Annotated in this window: 15 protein-coding genes and 1 pseudogene; 1 reads left to right on the forward strand and 15 read right to left on the reverse strand. The window is 59.0% G+C overall.

The window, feature by feature from the left end:
• The 7 genes from ACTJGZ_RS09230 to ACTJGZ_RS09260 all read right to left on the reverse strand — a co-directional run.
• Window positions 1-531 (reverse strand): DUF6056 family protein (locus tag ACTJGZ_RS09230; RefSeq protein WP_441662639.1); only part of this gene is annotated, 531 nt, incomplete at its 3' end.
• A gap of 2 nt (window positions 532-533) precedes the next feature.
• Entirely contained in the window at window positions 534-1,451 is a 918-nt protein-coding gene (locus ACTJGZ_RS09235; protein WP_441662640.1) for a glycosyltransferase family 2 protein, read from the reverse strand.
• Window positions 1,452-1,461: 10 nt separating this feature from the next.
• Window positions 1,462-1,815, reverse strand: a complete 354-nt coding sequence (locus ACTJGZ_RS09240; RefSeq protein WP_441662641.1) for a GtrA family protein — start codon at window positions 1,813-1,815, stop codon at window positions 1,462-1,464.
• Window positions 1,816-2,162: 347 nt separating this feature from the next.
• Window positions 2,163-2,912, reverse strand: a complete 750-nt coding sequence (locus ACTJGZ_RS09245; protein WP_441662642.1) for an RES family NAD+ phosphorylase — start codon at window positions 2,910-2,912, stop codon at window positions 2,163-2,165.
• Between the two features lie 8 nt (window positions 2,913-2,920).
• A complete protein-coding gene (locus ACTJGZ_RS09250) occupies window positions 2,921-3,295 on the reverse strand; it encodes an antitoxin Xre-like helix-turn-helix domain-containing protein (protein WP_441662643.1) in 375 nt (124 codons plus the stop codon).
• A 163-nt stretch (window positions 3,296-3,458) separates the two neighbouring features.
• Window positions 3,459-3,986: a hypothetical protein gene (locus ACTJGZ_RS09255; protein ID WP_441662644.1), complete on the reverse strand. Its 528-nt coding sequence runs from the start codon at window positions 3,984-3,986 to the stop codon at window positions 3,459-3,461.
• A 154-nt stretch (window positions 3,987-4,140) separates the two neighbouring features.
• On the reverse strand, window positions 4,141-5,505 hold the full coding sequence (locus ACTJGZ_RS09260; RefSeq protein WP_441662645.1) for an NAD(P)-binding domain-containing protein: 1,365 nt from the start codon (window positions 5,503-5,505) through the stop codon (window positions 4,141-4,143).
• A gap of 560 nt (window positions 5,506-6,065) precedes the next feature.
• Between ACTJGZ_RS09260 and ACTJGZ_RS09265 the strand changes: the two genes are divergently transcribed.
• A complete protein-coding gene (locus tag ACTJGZ_RS09265; protein ID WP_441662646.1) occupies window positions 6,066-7,484 on the forward strand; it encodes a hypothetical protein in 1,419 nt (472 codons plus the stop codon).
• A gap of 48 nt (window positions 7,485-7,532) precedes the next feature.
• On the opposite strand, the gene tehB is transcribed toward ACTJGZ_RS09265, so the two are convergent.
• From tehB to hcaC, 8 genes and pseudogenes are all read right to left on the reverse strand, one after another.
• On the reverse strand, window positions 7,533-8,441 hold the full coding sequence (gene tehB, locus ACTJGZ_RS09270) for an SAM-dependent methyltransferase TehB (RefSeq protein ID WP_441662647.1): 909 nt from the start codon (window positions 8,439-8,441) through the stop codon (window positions 7,533-7,535).
• Between the two features lie 322 nt (window positions 8,442-8,763).
• Window positions 8,764-10,422, reverse strand: coding sequence for a cation/acetate symporter ActP (gene actP, locus ACTJGZ_RS09275; protein ID WP_441662648.1), 1,659 nt, complete (start codon window positions 10,420-10,422; stop codon window positions 8,764-8,766).
• Window positions 10,419-10,727 carry a DUF485 domain-containing protein gene (locus ACTJGZ_RS09280; protein WP_441662649.1) on the reverse strand — a complete coding sequence of 103 codons (309 nt, stop codon included), beginning with the start codon at window positions 10,725-10,727 and terminating at the stop codon, window positions 10,419-10,421. The genes actP and ACTJGZ_RS09280 overlap by 4 nt, the downstream gene beginning before the upstream one ends.
• Window positions 10,728-10,784: 57 nt before the next feature.
• Window positions 10,785-11,650: pseudogene (locus tag ACTJGZ_RS09285) on the reverse strand (alpha/beta fold hydrolase).
• 44 nt (window positions 11,651-11,694) lie between these two features.
• Complete coding sequence (locus ACTJGZ_RS09290) at window positions 11,695-12,642, reverse strand: 3-carboxyethylcatechol 2,3-dioxygenase (RefSeq protein WP_441662650.1); 948 nt, start codon at window positions 12,640-12,642, stop codon at window positions 11,695-11,697.
• Window positions 12,643-13,152: 510 nt separating this feature from the next.
• Window positions 13,153-14,379 carry a 3-phenylpropionate/cinnamic acid dioxygenase ferredoxin--NAD(+) reductase subunit gene (hcaD, locus tag ACTJGZ_RS09295; RefSeq protein WP_441662651.1) on the reverse strand — a complete coding sequence of 409 codons (1,227 nt, stop codon included), beginning with the start codon at window positions 14,377-14,379 and terminating at the stop codon, window positions 13,153-13,155.
• 120 nt (window positions 14,380-14,499) lie between these two features.
• On the reverse strand, window positions 14,500-15,315 hold the full coding sequence (hcaB, locus tag ACTJGZ_RS09300) for a 3-phenylpropionate-dihydrodiol/cinnamic acid-dihydrodiol dehydrogenase (RefSeq protein ID WP_441662652.1): 816 nt from the start codon (window positions 15,313-15,315) through the stop codon (window positions 14,500-14,502).
• Entirely contained in the window at window positions 15,312-15,632 is a 321-nt protein-coding gene (gene hcaC / locus ACTJGZ_RS09305; RefSeq protein ID WP_441662653.1) for a 3-phenylpropionate/cinnamic acid dioxygenase ferredoxin subunit, read from the reverse strand. The genes hcaB and hcaC overlap by 4 nt, the downstream gene beginning before the upstream one ends.
• Between the last annotated feature and the right edge of the window lie 150 nt (window positions 15,633-15,782).

Below are 15,782 nucleotides of genomic sequence, written 5' to 3' on the forward strand. Positions count from 1 at the left end.
CTGCGCCGGCCGGTTGCAATACAGGCTGAATAGGAACAGATAAAGCACTGCAAAGAAAACCGGAAAGAGATAGTTAGCCGCCCCCACCGTCCAAAGGACAGTCTGGCCCAGGATCAGATTGCCGCTCAAATACAAAGCCAGCAAAAAAACAAACAACTCGGTTTTAGGCTGAGTGCCCAGCCAGATGGCCGGCATACGCGAAATCATATAGATCGCAGCCACCAGCGCGCCGGCCTTCAAGGCAGCAGTGCACCATGAACTATCCAGATACAGGATCCCCGCACTGATATAGTCAGCCAGGAAACGGCCGCTCCAATGCGTGTAATGCATGACGTGGTTCATCCACGTCAAACCCATATTGTGGTAACTGAAATCGTCCGAATGCAGCGGCACCAACCATGCCAGATACAAGACCATACAAAAAACGATGGCACAAGCCACCCACGCGCCGCGCCCCGCCTTCATATCCATTCCCATTTTTTGTCTGTGCGCCTGGAACCCTTCCTCGCGGGAAGCAGCCCTTTCAACCACCGTTACAGCTTTTTCTTCAAAACGTACCGGGGTCGTCTTTTGACCTCAACATAAATACGTCCCACATACTCTCCCAGCAAACCGATGCCAATCAATTGCACGCCCCCCAGGAAAAGAATCGAGACGATCAGAGATGAATACCCCGGCACTGAATCGTCCAAAAACAGCTTATTGATGATGCTCCAGCACCCATAAAAAAATGCGCCGCCGGCGACACACAGCCCGAGATAGGTCCAGAAGCGAATTGGCAAGGTCGAAAAACTCGTCAGACCTTCCAGGCCCAAGTTCCATAACTTCCAGCCATTGAATTTGCTTTGGCCTGCCGTCCTGGGCGCTCGCGCGTACTCCACAACATCCACTGTCCCGCCAATCCAGGACAGAATCCCTTTCATGAACAGGTTACGTTCAGGCAAAAGAATAATTTGCTCCACCAGGGAACGGGACATCAGGCGGAAATCCCCAACGTTTTCTTCGATTTTTGGATGGCTGATTTTATTGTGCAAACGGTAGAACCATTCGGCCGTTTTGCGCTTCAAGAAGCCGTCGCTGGACCTATCCATTCGTTTGGCCAGAACCATGTCGGCCCCTGCCAGCCATTTTTCCACCAAGACCGGTATGACCTCGATAGGGTCCTGAAGGTCCACATCTATGGGAATCACCGCGTCGCCTGTGGCATGTTCCAGACCGGCGAACAAGGCCGCTTCTTTACCGAAATTACGCGTAAAACTCACCAGCGACACCAGCGGGTCACTGATCGCTAACGCCGCCACCATGGATTCTGTCGCATCCCGGCTGCCGTCATTGACGAACACCATCTCTACTTGCCAGTCTGCCAATGCTTGATTTGTCCTAACAGCCTGATAGAACAAGGGCACCGCTTCTTCTTCATTGAAGACAGGCACAACCAAAGAAATTTTCATTTGATGAACCCTAGCGAAAGACTACAAAGCGTGAATACAAAAACCCTACCACCAGGCTAAATCCCGAGAATAGCGCCAGCACCACCACTGCCGGCCCTTCCAGCACATCGCCAACATAGCCGAATGCATAGCTCATTAACGCCATGAAACCGACAAACAAGAGATAGCGGCGCCGGGTGGATGCAGCCTTGAACGTAAACCTGGCGTTGATAAAAAAAGAAAATGTGGCAGCGCCAATAAAAGCAAGAAAATTGGACCATGACTGCGGCAGTCCGCCCAAACTGAAAAACAGAAAAAACACGGCCCAGTGCAATGCAGTATTGGCAACACCCACTGCGGCGTAACGCAAGAAAACACTCAACATCTATGATCCATCACTCATGAGGTCATAACACGCAGCAAAGCGGCGGCTGGTGCCAGAATCGGCCAGCGCCCAGCCCACCCGCTCAAGCGGGTCCGCATTGCCCTTGCTCTCGCTGATATGGCTGAGCCGGCCTGAATCCTGAATCTTGTTCATCAGGCCTACAGACCTCCTGCATCTCCATCCGCAAAGGCGCCCGAAAGATAGGTGCAGAGTGTAAACCTTATTTCAAATTTTTCTGTTTTTTACACGCATCGGGTAAGGGGGTCCGTGATTCAGGTGCCGCGGCAGCATGCGCCTACCTTGAGAAACTCCTGGCTATTTTTCTTCTGCGGCCCCTCATGCCGGACTCAAACAGCGCTGCCCCCAGCCATAACAAAGTCTGTTTCACGCCACTCAAAGCGCCCCATGCCGTTCTTTCTGATCATCATGACGCCATGGCGGGTTGTCTTGCATACCCATTCCTGCTTGGAACGTTCCAGCTTTGCTGGCGCGGCGCGCACAGCGGCAGGGGTGAGGACAGCGGCCAATGCGCAGCATGGCGCGCGCACGGATTCATATTGAATCCAGTCTATGGAGGCCTGTCGCGCCGCTTCGGCCAAGGCCTGGGTCTGGCGGTAGTCCGATGAGTGTTTCCAGAGGTGTGACAACTTAGACCACGGTTCCGCCATCAGATTAATGGCCCGCCCATTTACCGAAGCCTGAAAAAAGGTATGTTCGGTAATCAGCTCGCCATCCACGGCCAAACCCGTGCTGTCACGCAGAAAACGCAGGCGCCAGTAAGCCACTTCAGAACAGGCGCCATCCAGCGTAGCCGCGCCATACCATAGGCCGCTGCGTTGCGCAGGGCGAAAACGCGACTCGTGCTGAGGAAAATAACGGAAGGGGCTGAGCAGTAAATAATGCTGCCTGTTTGCCTGCCCCTGGGGCGGGGGCTTATTCCCTTCCAGCAAGGCTTCCAGCAGATCCTGCTCTTCCAGCGAATCCACCAGCTTCATGGAAGCCGCAATATATTGGGTTTCCACCCCGCGCCAGGCATTCTCCATGGCCAGGTTGCCGCTATGCGCTGCAAGCCATTCTTGCTGCCAGCTGCAGCTCATGTGGCCGCTCATGTGGCCGCCCGCATGCCATCCAGGTAGGCCAGCGTCCTGACCAAGCCATCGACCTTGCGCACGAGCTGGCTAGGGATGCCTTGCAAAGCATCATTGTGACTTTCCATCCACCGCTTGCGCTTGTGGGCATCCCCACCCACCAGGGGATCCAGAGACCTGAAGACCCGGATCAGCATCAATGCCAGCTCGCCCTCTTTCGTGTCCGGGCTGATGGTCCGGCCTTGCCCTTTGAGGCGCGATACGGTTGGCTCACTGACCCCGATAACCAAGGCCAGTTCGGAATGATTCAGCCCGAGCTGATCGGCGGCGCGCAGCGTGGCCTTGGTCAGAACCAATGCTGCGTCTGGCATGGCACGGGGTGTTGCCGGCATGATCGCCTCCTGTCGTCACTTACGGGGTAGGCTCATGGTATCAAAAACACGGGGAAAATCAATCAATTGAAAATAATATGGAATTTAATTTCAAATGAAAATCAGCATGCGTCCTGATGGGTACAGGATACTCCCCTTGCCCGTCCATCCTGAGCCGGGTCAGTCAGTTATCCTGAGCTCGCCGCCAGGCTCCGTAGGCAATTGACGCTGCGGCAGCGCCACCCAAGGCGCCAGACAAAATGACTCGCCATGCCTGCTGCGCGTCGCCGCCCAGCCGGCCGCCCAGGCTAAAGCAGACCAGCGCCAGCACGCCACCCAGCACCAGCGCTCCCAGCACGCCAGTCCAGCCTTGCATGCGTTTGCGCAAAGCGCCCATGATGCCGCCGCCTATCAAGGCCGGCACGCCGCCCGCTATGTATGAGAAGAAGAACAGCATGATCAGCATGTCAGCAGCAGCAGGCCGGGAACCTGGCATATCCCGCTCCAGCCAGGACGCCGTCAATAAGAAGACGGCCATGCCGACAGGCGGCCCGATGAGACCAAATAACAAAGCAAAAGGCAGGATGCCAGGCTTGCGGTCGAAATCGGAACGATTATCCAAAAAACGTCGCCAAAGCCATTCGCCCAACACAATGGGCAACACCAGCATGATGAGCAACCCCAACAACCAAGACCAAATTCCGACCAGCATTCCTGTACTCCCTGGCATCCTGGTTGCGGCATTTGCCGCACGCAAGAAAACGTAAATGACATGCATTCATATCGAAACATATAAAAAATGCCGCCCCGTATGACACCTGCAAGGGACGGCAACAAACTATGTCACGATTGGATGCAATTCTAGTCTAAATTTGCGAGTTTTCTTCTATTTCAGTTAAAAGAAAACGTTCCATGCTGTCATCCAGTTCTTCCATCCATGGCGTATGGTGCGCCGGCGCCTTGGTGCCGGTCACGACTGACACATAGCTCTGATCGCGGTAGCCCAGAATGTCTTTCTGCTTGTCGCGCAGCCAGCGCTTGAGCAAGACAGCCACCTGTTCTGCCTCGAAGCCAGGATAGTCGGTACGATCCATCAGATCCCGGACATAGGCCGTCTGGAAATCCACAGCATCGAAGCTATCTTTCACTTCGGCTTCGCGTGCCAGCCACCTCTTGCTATCCGCCAGCATGCCTTGTTTCACCGGTGCGGCGATACGCCCCAGCATGACATCGCGGGCAAACCAGGCCTGGGCGTCGAACATGTTGAAGGTGTAGTACTGATCCTGCATGCCGAGGTAGAAAAGCTGCGGCTGCTCGATCCAGACCACGCCTTTGTACAAGCCCGCCGGATACAGGCAGTTATGGGTTGACAAACGCAGGTTGTCCGCCAGGAACGGAAATTTGTGCTGGTAACCCGTGCATAAGATCACAGCATCGAAGCGCCGGGAAGATCCGTCAGCAAAATAGGCAATTTCACCGTCGAATCGCAGCAGCAAAGGCAACTCACTGATTCCGTCCGGCCAGTTGAAGCCATGCGGATGGCTGCGGTAGCTGATGGTGACAGATGCCGCGCCATGCTTGTGGCACTGCACGCCTATATCCTCCGCCGAGTAACTGCCCCCTACCAGCAGCAGATCCTTGCCGACGAATTGATCGGCGCCACGAAAGTCATGGGCGTGCATCACAGTACCTGGAAATTGCTCCAGGCCTTCGAAATGCGGCACATTGGGTGTCGAGAAATGCCCGCAGGCGATCACCAGATAGTCGAACTCCGACGTATAGGTTTCCTGTTTTTCCAGGTTCTCGACCGTCACCCGGAAGATTTTCTGCTCGTCGTCGAACTCGACCCAGCGCGCAACCGTGCGGAAACGGATGTATTGACGCAGGTTGTTGCGGCGCATGCGCCCCTGGATGTAATCGAACAGGACTTCGCGTGGCGGATAGGACGGAATCGGCCGGCCGAAGTGTTCGTCAAAGGAATAGTCTGCGAATTCCAGGGCTTCTTTGGGTCCGTTAGACCAGAGATAGCGGTACATGCTGCCATGCACCGGTTCCCCGTATTCATCCAGACCCGTCCTCCAGGTGTAATTCCACAAGCCGCCCCAGTTGTCCTGCTTTTCGAAACATACAAGTTCGATAGGCTCGGACACCTGTTCAAAAACGGACTCGAAAGCGCGTAGTTGTGCCAGCCCACTAGGACCGGCGCCAATAATGCCAATGCGCATCGTCATGGATTGCTCCTCTTTTCTCATGTCGTTGATGGACGAACAAATGCGCGGCCAAGGCCAGTGTGATGACTCACCAGGACCTGAACATTTGTTCGGATAATCACCCCGATTGGGCGCGGCGCGTGGCCAGCCCAACCTGGTTCCGCCCGAAGTGGACGGAAGGCTGGCACTGCCTGAGAGCAGCAACAGCCCGGCATGCAGAGCCCGTCCAAACACGAACGGGACTCCGAAAGACGCTAGCGGCCGCACACAGCTTTGGTATGCGGCAGCCGGAAGAATGGCCAGAGGCCAGACGCTTTTATTGAAACACAAAAACAAATTTGACTCAAATTGAGTCGAAAATTATGAAAATAGCAAGAGGATGGAAGAAATTAAATCATTCTTCCACTAGATGAAATTTCCACTAAATGGTTAGCATAGGAAACCCTGTGCTGCACCGCCATGCATTGCGCGGTATAACCTCCGGCAAGCTAGCCCGCTCTCCCGCCAGGGAGGCGTTTGCCGTCAGTTCGGCAAGCGCGGGCTGTCTCCTATTTGGTTTGCATTGATAAGGCTTGTACCCTATGAATCTCTCTACCCCGCTTGCCGCTGTTGCCGGCGCAGTCGTGGCAGGTGCCGCAGTATTCTTCACTGTCAGCCATGCGCCTGGCGTTTCCGCCCCGCAGACCACCCCGCTGGTGCCTGGGCAAAACGCTAACGGCGAGCTGACCAGCACCAGTTTGCTGAACTACAACAGCGGCGTGCGCAGCACGCTGTTCACGCTGGATGCAGCCAAGGGAAAAATCGTCAAATTGACGACGAATGGCGCCCTGCGTTCGCAGATCAGCGTCTATCAGGACGGGCAATTAATCTCGCGCAGCCAGGATGATTGCGACAGTTGCGGGCGGCGCAACGCGAACGAAACCACCCTGACGTTCAAAGCCACGGACGGCGGCGCTTACCTGATCGCCGTGAGCGGCACGGATGCCCGTTCCTATGGCCCGTTCCGTCTGTCGGCAGACATCCAGGATGCCTACTCCGGCGCGCCGCTGACCGGCGACCAGCGCATTTCCGATTGGGGTACCGGCCAGTCGCAGGACTACACCCTGCAAATCGACACTGACGGCCTGTACCGCATCGACATGATCGCCACGCAAAGCGAACTGGATCCCTACCTGACCTTGCTGGATAGCAATGGCATGGAACTGGCCAGCGATGATGACGGCGGCAACAATCTGGATGCGCGCATCCAGATTCCTCTGGCGACCGGCACCTACACCTTGCGCGCCGACTCCGCCATGGGCACCAGCGCCTTCCAGGGCAGCTTTGACCTGGAAATCAAGCAATTGAGCCGCCTGGACGACAACCGCATGCCCGACGGCACGCCCCTGACGCTCAACGGCAAACCGGCCAGCGGCCTCTACACCGGCCAAATGCTGCAATATCCGCTGACGCTGGAAGCACCGGCATTGATCACGCTGGAACTGAATACCCAGAGCTTTGACGGCAGCCTAAGCCTGACCGGCCCCAATACCATGCTGTCCAACAACGATTCGGGCCGCAAACGCATCCGTACCATCCTGCCCGCGGGCGACTACACCGTCGGTGTGGACGGCGGCAGCCAGAGCGGCCTGTTCGTCCTGGATAGCCGCAGCCAGGCCGTGCCTGCCAATGCGGGCGGCGGCACGCTGAACGTGGGCGAGCCTCGCCCGAGCGTGCTTATCGGCGGGCTGGATCATGACACGTATGAGTTCACTGTCAGCCGGGCCGGCACCTATGTGATCGACATGAAGTCGCCCACGCTGGATACCTATCTCTGGCTGTTCCAGGATGGCATTCTGATTACCGAAGATGATGACAGCGGCGGCAACCTGGACGCCCAGATCACCGCCACGCTGGAACCCGGCCGTTATCAGATTCATGCCGGCCAATTCGGCAGCACTTCGCGTGACAGCCGCTACACCATTTCCGTGCGCCCCTCGGGCCGCGCTTCGGATAACTAAGCCTAAGACGCTCCCCGGCCCCGCTGGGGCCGGGCGCGCTGTTTCTGCCTACACCGGGAGACGGCGCGCCAGCAAAGTGGCAAAACGCAGCTGAATCCGTTTGCCCTGCTCATCCTTGCGGTGCAGGGTCCCCATCTCTTCATTCGATTTCAGAATTTCCCAGGCGGCGCAATCAGCGTCATGACTATCGCCGCCACCATATAAACCGCTTAATTCGCCAGGTTTGAAGGTAAACGGGAAAGGCACGGGACACGGGCAATCCGGTGTATCCATCGCGGCCACAATCAAATTCAGACCGCCCGGCGCGGTTGCCGCCTGCATGCGCCGCACTAGCGGCACCACTGCCCCGGATGGCAGAAACATCATCACCACCGTAGATAAAATAAAGTCATACGGCCCGCCCAAGGCCAGATCAGCGGCGCCCAGATCCACCTGCTGCGTCACGACATTCGGGCACGACTCCTGCTGCGCCATCTCGCGCAATTGATCCAGACCGGCGACATCCTTGTCCCATGCCGCGACATCATGGCCTTGCATCCCCAAATACAGCGCATTGCGCCCTTTGCCGCAACCGAGATCCAGCACCCGGCAAACACCGGCAGGCAGATAACGCTCGGCAGCCAGCACTTCGGAATGGGTAGGCGTCAGCCGGTACTTTTTTGACAGGTATTCGGCAGGCTCGCACAAAAAGGCCAATTGGCACTGCACATCCGGGCTGAAACCCGCGATCCGGTGCCACTGCTGCGGTTCGATCAGCGGCGGCTGCTGCGCCACGGAACAATGCAGCGTGCGCAGCACGGCGCCCTGCTCGTCGGTCAGCGCGAAGTCCAGCGTGCCGCTCAATATCGTCAAGCGCGCCCACGTCCCGGCCTTGGTATTGTGATTCCGCTGAAAGGCCTCGGGCAAGCCTTGGGCATCCCAGACAGGCAAGGTCTTGTAGCAACGCAGCGCGTCCATCTTTTTCTCCAGATTTTCTGCCGGCAATTCGTGAATCAATCGGGCGGCCCAGGCTGATGCCAGCTGACCATAAAAGTGTATTCATCATACATCTTATCTAAGCATTCCCCGCCCTGCCATGCAGCCCTTGCACCGTATGATTTGCGCTGCGGCAGCCTGGCACAGCGCCTTCTGCTGCACCACAGCAGCCCGGTGACCCCGCGGTACCTCGGCACAAAATAAACCAGCCGGATGCGCAATTTCCGCAGCCGGCTGGCTTGCCCTTCTGCGCGTCTGAGGGCGCTGCGTTCCCTTGGATCAACGGCCAGCGCGAACAGCGATCCTAATGACGGACGGCCTCATTGATGCCCAGGCCGGTCTGTGCCTGAATGAACTGGCGGTCAAACCCTGCGCGTTCGCGAGCGATGCCCGCGCTGCGATCCAGCCGGGACACGCCGTAGCACACCAGGAATGCCAGAGGCATGGAAAACAGCGCGGGATGTTCGTAAGGAAAAATCGCCGCCGGATAACCCAGCACGCTTTGCCACACAGCAGGGGACAGCACAACCAGGACAACGGCCACCACCAGCCCGGTCAATCCCCCCCACAAGGCACCACGCGTCGTCAATCCTTTCCAACTCATGGCCAGGATCAGCACGGGAAAGTTGGAAGAAGCCGCCACCCCAAACGCCAGCGCCGTCATGAAGGCGACATTGATGTTTTCAAAGACCAGCCCCAGCACAATCGCCGCCAGGCCGATGCAGAGCGTAGCCACTTTCGACACCCGTATTTCCCGGCGCTCATCCGCCTTTCCCCGGTGCAACACCATGGCATACAAATCATGCGAAATCGCGGACGCGCCTGCCAGCGCCAGCCCCGACACCACAGCCAGAATGGTTGCAAAGGCTACGGCAGACATAAAGCCCAGCAACAAATTGCCGCCCACGGCATTGGCCAGGTGCATGATGACCATATTGCTGCCGCCCCGTAACGCCCCTGAAAGATTGCCATCGACAAAGTAGCTAGGGTTGCTGCCCACAATCACAATGGCCGCCAGACCCATCACCACAACAATCAGGAAGAAATAGCCGACAAAACCCGTGGCATAGAACACCGAGCGCCGCGCTTCCCTGGCATTGGTAACGGTAAAGAAGCGCATCAGGATATGCGGCAGCCCGGCTATCCCGAACATCATGCCCAGCGACAGCGAAATCGTGGATATCGGGTCGGACAACATGCGGCCCGGCTCCAGAATGGCCACGCCCTGTTTGCTGCTCGCCACGACAGCCCGCAGCATTTGGCCCAGGCTGAAGTCAAAGTGGCTCATGGTGAGCAACAGCATGACGGTGCCGCCTGCCAGCAGCAAGGTCGCCTTGATGATCTGCACCCAGCTGGTTGCAATCATGCCGCCGAACATGACATAAACCACCATCAGCGCGCCCACAATGAACACCGCGTATTTGTAGTCCAGCCCGAACAGCAGTTGGATCAACTGCCCTGCTCCGACGACCTGCACAATCATATAGAACAGCACGACCGTCAGCGAACCCAGCGCAGTCAGGATGCGCATACGCGTTTCATCCAGGCGGTAGGAAATAATATCCGCCACGGTAAAGCGCCCCAGATTGCGCAGGCGCTCGGCCAGCAGAAACAACACGATAGGCCAGCCGATGAAAAATCCGACCGCAAACGGCAGTGCATCATAGCCGCGGAAATAGGCAATACTGGAAATGCCCAGCAAGGTTGCGGCCGACATATAGTCCCCGGCAATGGCCAGGCCATTCTGGAAACCGGATAGCCCGCCCCCCGCCGTATAGAAATCCGATGCGCTGCTGGTGCGGCGCGCCGCCCACCAAGTAATCAGCAAGGTGACCCCAACAAAAGCCAGAAAGATCGCAATGGCCGAAGCATTTGGGCCCGTGCCGCCAGGCGCCGCCATGGCGCTGGCCGGGAGCAACATGGCCGGCAAAGCGGCGCCCTGCATCCATTGAACCGGTTTCATTGCGCGGACTCCTGCAGGATTTCCTGGCTCAGGCGGTCGAACCGGGTATTGGCGAACCAGGCATAAACGCCCGTCGCCAACCAGGCCATGACGATAATGGCGGCGCCCAGCAGGCCGCCTACACTCAGCAGCGTGCCTTCGTAAAGCGGCACGGCCAGCCAATGCGGCCGCAAGATGCCCGCCATCAGATAACAAAAAAAGCTGCCCAGAACCAGCAGCGTCAATGACCATGCCAGCCGCTGGCGGCTGCGGACCAACTGGCCGAGCTTGGGGTTGCGGTAAATCCGCAATTGTTGTTGATTCAAGGTTTGTCTCCTTCCCGCTTCTGCGGGTTGTTATGGAATGGCACAGCAAAAAACCTGTCAGTCACGCAGGAAATCCAGCACCAGGCGGTTGAACCGCCAGGCATGCTCCCACTGAGCCCAATGGCCGCATTGATTGAAAATATGCAATTCTGATTGCGCGATGCCAGCGACCAGGCGCAATCCAGTATCCAGCGGCACGAAGCGGTCGTTGCGTCCCCACACAATCAGGGTGCGTGAGCGTATTTCCGCCAGGCGTGAACCGAAATCCGGGAACTGGCGGGGGTTGGCATCGAGACTGGCCACAAAGTTTTCAAGGTGGTCGCGCCGCTGCAGCATGTTGTCCAGCCGCTGCTGAAACAGTTCTTCGGTCAGGTCACTGGGATCGAATACAAACACCGCCATCATTTTTTTGAGGTTATCCAGGGTTGGTTCGCGGTACAGGCCCTGCAACAGCTTGATCCCCTCGGCGGGCATGGGCACAAAGGAACTGATGCCGCCCGTGCCTCCGCCCATCAGCACCAGCTTGCCGACACGCTGCGGTTGTTGCAGCGCCAGCGCCACAGCGCTATGCCCGCCCATGGAATTTCCCAGAATGTGCACCTGTTCCAGGCCCAGCGATTCCAGCAAACGGTCCAGCACCCGGGCATTGAGGTCTGAACGCGAGCCCGTACAGACCACGGAATCGCTTTTGCCCCAGCCTGGGCAATCCATCAGAATGACGCGATAGCCTGCCAACACCAGCGGGCTGATATTCCGGCTGAAATTGGCCCAGCCGGTCGCCCTGGCCCCGAGCCGTGCAGCATGACCACGGTCTCTCCGCCCTGGCCGATATCGTTGTAGTGAATCTGCAGCGCATTGCCCTCGTCCTGAATGCGTGCAAAACGGCTGCTGGATGCTTCGGTATAGCTGGTAGAAGAAGCCATCATGGTCGGTACTCCTTATCAGTGAAGAATGACGGGCCAGGTGTTCAGCCGGCCAGCGAACGCGCGCTCATGGCGCCAAATCCGGCAATCCATTCGGGAATCGGCCGGTAGTAGGAATCCAGCACTTCATAGTTGCCATAGGCCGACAGCGCCGCAAACGCCGCCGCCCAGGTCTTCACTTCATGAGCGGATTTCCCGGCAATGCGCGACACTTCCGCATTGCTGCAACGATCCAGCTCCGCCACACGGCCTTGCGCCAGCGTGGCCATGAAGGCGCGGTCCCAGGCGGGATTGAGCGGGTGCAGGCTGTTCTGGTCTTCCACGAACCGCAGCGCGGCCTGAATTACGCGCTGCTGGCGCGCCTCGCGCTCTTCAGGCGGCAGATGGCGGCCGCTGCCCAGCAGACGGTCACGGATATGCGCATCCGCTGTCGCCAGCTCCGGCACCGGAGGCTGATGCGACAAGCCGCCGGAACCGATGAAGAGCACGCGCTTTCCGGTCTGGCTGGCAAAACGCCCGATGGCCTGGCCCAGCGCGCGCGCTCGGGAAAAAGTCGGCAAAGGCGCCGCTACCGCATTGATAAACACGGGAATCACCGGGCGCGCATCTATGGCACCCAGCAGATAATCCAGCGGCTGCGAAAAGCCGTGATCCACCTGCATGGCATAGGACATGGCCACATCCACGCCCGTCTCCAGCACCGCCTGCGCGCAGTCACGCGCCAAGGCCTGCGGCACATCGAAGGGTCCAGCAGGCGAGCCAAAATCTCCAATTGCATGCGCTTGCATGCCTATGCAGAACGGCGGCATGGCGTCGTAGAAAAAGCCATTGAAGTGATCCGGTGAAAACAGCACGACCAATTCCGGATCAAAGGCCGCGATGGCCTCCCGCGCCCTGGCAATGGCGCGATGAACCTCATCCAGCACGTCGGGCGCCGGATCCACATGCCCGACCAGCGGCGTATGCGACAGGCATTGCAATCTTGCTTGCATGATAGGAATGTCTCTCTTCCAAGGGTTGTTTATCGTTATGAAAAACTTGAGGGCTACTGCGCTAGCGTCAGCCTTGCCCAGCGCCAGCCCGTTCCCCCTTGCTGGCCAGGCACCAGGCAAGCGCCGGTGACGGCAGCCTCCAGGCCGCGGCATGGCGTCATGCAGCGTGTGTCAACATGGAGGTGCCGCGCTCGGCCACCCTTCTCAGGACAAGCAAAAAGCCGCCGTTGAAAGGCAAGGGAAAGGCAGAGCCAGCGGACAGGCGGTTGGCCATACGGCCTTTGCAATACGGCCTGCGAAATGGCTTACGGTGTTGCCTGCGTGCCATCAGCGGTGGCCTGCATGCGGTCTGCCAGTCATTTACAAGTGGTTTGCAAATGGATACACGAGGTTTGTCTGGGCCCGGCATCAAGCCCGGGATATGCCCATGCATCCCCGCGCCGCCCGCCCGTGGCTCACACGCTGCTCCCCGCTCGCCGCCCCTCGCGCTATTGGCGCAGGCTCTCCACGCTATGCCGGTAGGGCGCGGCTCAGGTTGCGCAAACTCTGCTGGGTATCGGCCAGCACGGCCGGTTCGATGCAGGCGCGCCGGGCAATCAACTCTTTTGCGCCGCGCATCTCCCGGCCCTGATTGACGGTGATGGCCGCCACCAATTCCGCGCCGGACAGCCCGAGCAGCAGGCATGGCCCGGCCCCCAGCGCCCCCCGTACGATCCAGCGGTCAGCGCTCATATCACCCGCCAGCTGGATGTTGAGGCCGCATTGGTCTGTCCAGTACCAGGGCACGATGTTCTGCGCCAAGGGCAGGCCCAATATGTCTCGCGCGGCCAATTCGGCCTGCCAGTTGGCGTTTTCCCAGGTTTCCCGGCGCACGGGCGGCAAACCAGGTGCTGCCTGGCAGGCAGCCACATCACCCACCGCATAAACATCAGGGTGGGAGGTTCTGCACTGCGCATCCGTCAGAATGCCGTTATCCACCGCCAGTCCAGCCGCTTGCGCCAGCCCGGTATTCGGTACCACGCCGATGCCATACACCACGGCATCACCTTCCAGGCAAGTCCCATCAGAGAGCGTCAAGGCCAGGCCTGTGGCCGTGCGTGCTGCCGCCACCACGCTGCTGCGCATATACAAGGCTACGCCGCGCTCACGATGCGTGGCGCACAGGAACTCGGCCAGCAGCCTGGGGGTTGCACGCATCATCGGCAATTCGGCTGACTCCACCACCGCAACCCTCAGGCCCAGATCGACGGCTGTCGATGCCAATTCCAGCCCAATGACCCCCGCCCCTACCAGTATCAAGCGGCGGCCAGCCTGCAGCACGCCCTGCAAGGCTGCCGCATCGTCCAGTGTGCGCAAGGTATGCACCCCCGCGCCCAGCGCATCCAGCATGGGCAGGCGCCGTGCGCTTGCCCCGGTAGCCAGTACCAGCCTGGTGTAAGGCAGCGCCTCCCCATCTGCCAGCGTCACAGTGCGCGCCTGGAGATCTATCTCCGCCACGGCCACGCCCAGCCGCAGCGTAATGTCATGCTGCTGATAGAAATCATCAGGATGGATGGCACAGCGCGTCTGCGCAGGCTGCAACAGCATGTCCTTGGAAAGCGGCGGACGCTCGTACGGCACATGCGCCTCGTCACCGATCAGCGTAATGCGCCCGGTCTCGCCCAGCTGGCGTAATTGCGCGGCGGTCATGGCGCCAGCCTGGCCCGCGCCAATAATAATGATGCCTGTATTGCTCATGGCGTCTGTCTCCTCTCCATATTTTTCTTTTGTTTGATCCGGCCCCTGAGGGCATCGGTTACCACCATGCGTGCCAGCCCCGTGCCAACCGAATGCCACGGGTCCCGGGAATTGCGCCTGCTACAGATTGAGACCGCCAGCCACATGGCGGATGCCCCGGATGCCCAGGCCGGCATCCGCCTGTATCGTCACGCCGCTCAGCACCCGGTTATTGGCGCGGGATGCCAGCAAGACATACGGGCCGGTAAAGTCTTCGGCCTGCGGGAAAAATTGCAGCGGCAGGATGGAAGCAATGGCCTCAGGCGTGCGTGAATCCATAACCCGCTGGGCCTGCTGCCCCAGCGCTGCCGGGCCGCGCAAATCACTGGCCATGCCACAGGGGCCGACGCCATTGACGCGCACCTTGGGCGCCAATTCGAAAGCCAGCTGGCGGATCAGGCCTACCGCCGCATGCTTGCTCGCGGTATAAAGCGGCCCGCCCCCTTCCGGGTAAAAAGCCGAATTGGACAGTGTGAAGATCATGCTGCCGCCAGACGCCAGCAATGCCGGCGCTGCCGCCTTGGCCCCCAGCATGTAGCCCTTCAGGTTGACGGCAAACAGCTCATCGAAGCCCTGCTCCAGCTGCGCGCCCGTCATGGCCATCAGGCTCAGGCCGTGATCCCAGACAGCCGCATTCCCCACGAAACAATCCAGCTGCCCCCAATGCGCCAGTGCCGCATCCACCGCCCGCTGATTATCTGCAAGCCGGCAGACATTGCCCTGTACCGCCAGCACCGACGCGCCGAAACGCGCTTGCAGGCCCGCAATTTTTTCCGCATTCAGTTCCAGCACGGTGACGCGCGCGCCTTCATCCAGAAAACGCTGCACCAGGGCCAAGCCCAAACCCGAACCGCCGCCAGTGACCAGAATGGATTCATCATTCAGCCAGCCCATCATGCTGTCTCCGGAATATCGACATAGATCGTGCCGGCTTCCACGATCACGGGGTAGGTCATCAAAGGCTCCGTGGCCGGCTGACACAGCGCAGCACCGGTTTTCAGGCAAAAACGCGCGGCATGCAAAGGGCATTCCACGGTGCCATCCTCTTCGACATAACCTTCCGACATGGACGCGTTGCCATGGCTGCAACGGTCAGTCACGGCATACAGCTCACCGGCAGAGCGAATGACGGCAATCGCGCTCACAGGCGAATCTATCTTGACCGCCTCACCATCCGGCAAGTCGTTGTCAGGACAAACGGCAATACGTGGCATGAATCAATCTCGTCTTGAAAAAATTGTGGGATGGCCTTGGCCTGCTTGCCTGTTGGCCGGCCGCTCTATTGACCGGTCGCCCAATTGGCCTGGCTTCCCTGTTCAGCCCGCCGCCGCCACGGCGCCAGCGGGCTGCCCCATTCCGGCGGC

This window comes from Kerstersia sp., assembly GCF_052103615.1.
Lineage (GTDB): Bacteria > Pseudomonadota > Gammaproteobacteria > Burkholderiales > Burkholderiaceae_B > Kerstersia.